Genomic DNA, 2,084 nt, shown 5'->3' with positions numbered 1-2,084 from the left:
CGCCCGGTCCCGCTCGGCCTGGTCCTGGGCGCGCGCAGCGGCGACAAGGGCGCCGACGCCAACCTGGGCGTGTGGGTGCGCGGAGAGACGGCGTGGCGGTGGCTCGCCACCACCCTGACCGCCGACCTGCTGCGCGAACTCCTGCCCGAGACCGCCGGACTGCGCGTCACCCGGCACCTGCTGCCCAACCTGCGGGCCGCCAACTTCTGGATCGAGGGCCTGCTCGCCCCCGGCACCGCGCGCCGCGAGGGCGTGGACCCCCAGGCCAAGGGGCTGGGCGAGTGGCTGCGCGCCCGCCGCGTCCCCGTCCCCGAGACCGTGTTGGCGGAGGTGGAGCAGCCGTGAGCGCGTCCAGGACCGGAAGCGTTCCCGTCCCCGAGGCACGGGAGGCGGGCCAGCCGTGAGCGTGCTCAGGAGCGGGCTCGACACCGCCTCACCCGCCTTCGCCGAGGCCCGCGAGGCGATGCTCGCCAAGCTCGCCGAGATCGACGCCGAGCACGCCGAGGCCCTGGCCGGGGGAGGGCGGCGCTACGTGGAGCGCCACCGCGCCCGGGGCGGCCTGCTGGCCCGCGAGAGGATCGAACTCCTCCTGGACGAGGGCAGCCCCTTCCTGGAGCTGTCGCCGCTCGCCGCCTGGGGCAGCGACTTCCACGTCGGCGCCAGCCTCGTCACCGGCGTGGGCTCGGTCTCCGGCGTGGAGTGCGTGCTGGTGGCCAACGACCCCACCGTGCGCGGCGGCTCCAGCAACCCGTGGACCCTGAAGAAGACCGCCCGGGCCGCCGAGATCGCCGAACGCAACCGGATGCCGCTGGTCAGCCTGGTGGAGTCCGGCGGCGCCGACCTGCCCACCCAGAAGGAGATCTTCATCCCGGGCGGTCGCGCCTTCCGCGACCTGACCCGCCTGTCCGCCGCCGGAATCCCCACCGTCGCGCTGGTCTTCGGCAACTCCACCGCCGGGGGCGCCTACATCCCCGGCATGAGCGACCACGTGGTCATGGTGCGCGAGCGCTCCAAGGTGTTCCTGGGCGGGCCGCCGCTGGTACGGGCGGCCACGGGTGAGGAGAGCGACGACGAGTCGCTGGGCGGGGCCCGCATGCACGCCGAGGTCTCCGGCCTGGCCGACCACCTGGCCGAGGACGAGCGCGACGCGATCCGTATCGGAAGGCGGATCGTGGCCCGCCTGGGACACACCAAGGCGGGGCCCGCCCCGCGCCCGTCGGCACCCGAACCCCTCTACCCGGCCGAGGACCTGCTCGGGATCATGCCGCCCGACCTGCGCGTGCCCGTGGACCCGCGCGAGATCATCGCCCGCCTCGTGGACGGCTCGGTGTTCGACGAGTTCAAGCCCTCCTACGGCGGCGGCCTGGTCACCGGCTGGGCCGACCTGCACGGCTACCCCGTCGGCGTGCTCGCCAACGACCACGGCGTGCTCTTCAGCGCCGAGGCCCAGAAGGCCGCCCAGTTCATCCAGCTCGCCAACCGCGCGCACACGCCGCTGGTGTTCCTGCACAACACCACCGGCTACATGGTCGGCCGCGAGTACGAGCAGGGCGGCATCATCAAGCACGGCTCGATGATGATCAACGCCGTCTCCAACAGCACCGTCCCCCACTTCTCGGTGCTCGTGGGCGCCTCCTACGGCGCGGGCCACTACGGGATGTGCGGGCGGGCCTACGACCCGCGCTTCCTGTTCGCCTGGCCCAGCGCCCGCTCCGCCGTCATGGGCCCCCGCCAGCTCGCCGAGGTGCTGTCCATCGTCGCCCGCCAGTCCGCGGCGGGGAAGGGGCAGTCCTACGACGAGGACCAGGACGCCGCCCTGCGGGAGATGGTGGAGCGCCAGGTCGAGGCCGAGTCACTGCCCCTGTTCCTGTCCGGGCGGGTCTACGACGACGGCGTCATCGACCCCCGCGACACCCGCACCGTCCTGGGCCTGTGCCTGTCCTACGCCCACAACGCCCCCGTCCGGGGCACCGACCGCTTCGGCGTCTTCCGAATGTGAGGAGACCGTGAACCACACGCCCTCCGCCGTCCCCTCCGGTGGTTCCGCCGAGGCGGCCACCACGGCGTCGGGGTCGAGGTAGGCG

Annotated in this window: 1 protein-coding gene and 1 pseudogene; both read left to right on the top strand. The window is 73.8% G+C overall.

Annotated features, from left to right (window positions below; all coding sequences use genetic code 11):
- Positions 1-345: pseudogene (locus tag DQW06_RS11195) on the top strand (exopolyphosphatase); the annotation flags it as partial.
- A gap of 55 nt (positions 346-400) precedes the next feature.
- Positions 401-1,999: an acyl-CoA carboxylase subunit beta gene (locus tag DQW06_RS11190; protein ID WP_117198404.1), complete on the top strand. Its 1,599-nt coding sequence runs from the start codon at positions 401-403 to the stop codon at positions 1,997-1,999.
- Positions 2,000-2,084 lie beyond the last annotated feature (85 nt).

This window comes from Nocardiopsis sp. TNDT3 (genome assembly GCF_003427465.1).
GTDB classification, from domain to species: Bacteria; Actinomycetota; Actinomycetes; order Streptosporangiales; family Streptosporangiaceae; genus Nocardiopsis; species Nocardiopsis dassonvillei.
Note: the sequence above shows the minus strand (reverse complement) of the source record. Positions and strands in the feature narration are given on the sequence as shown.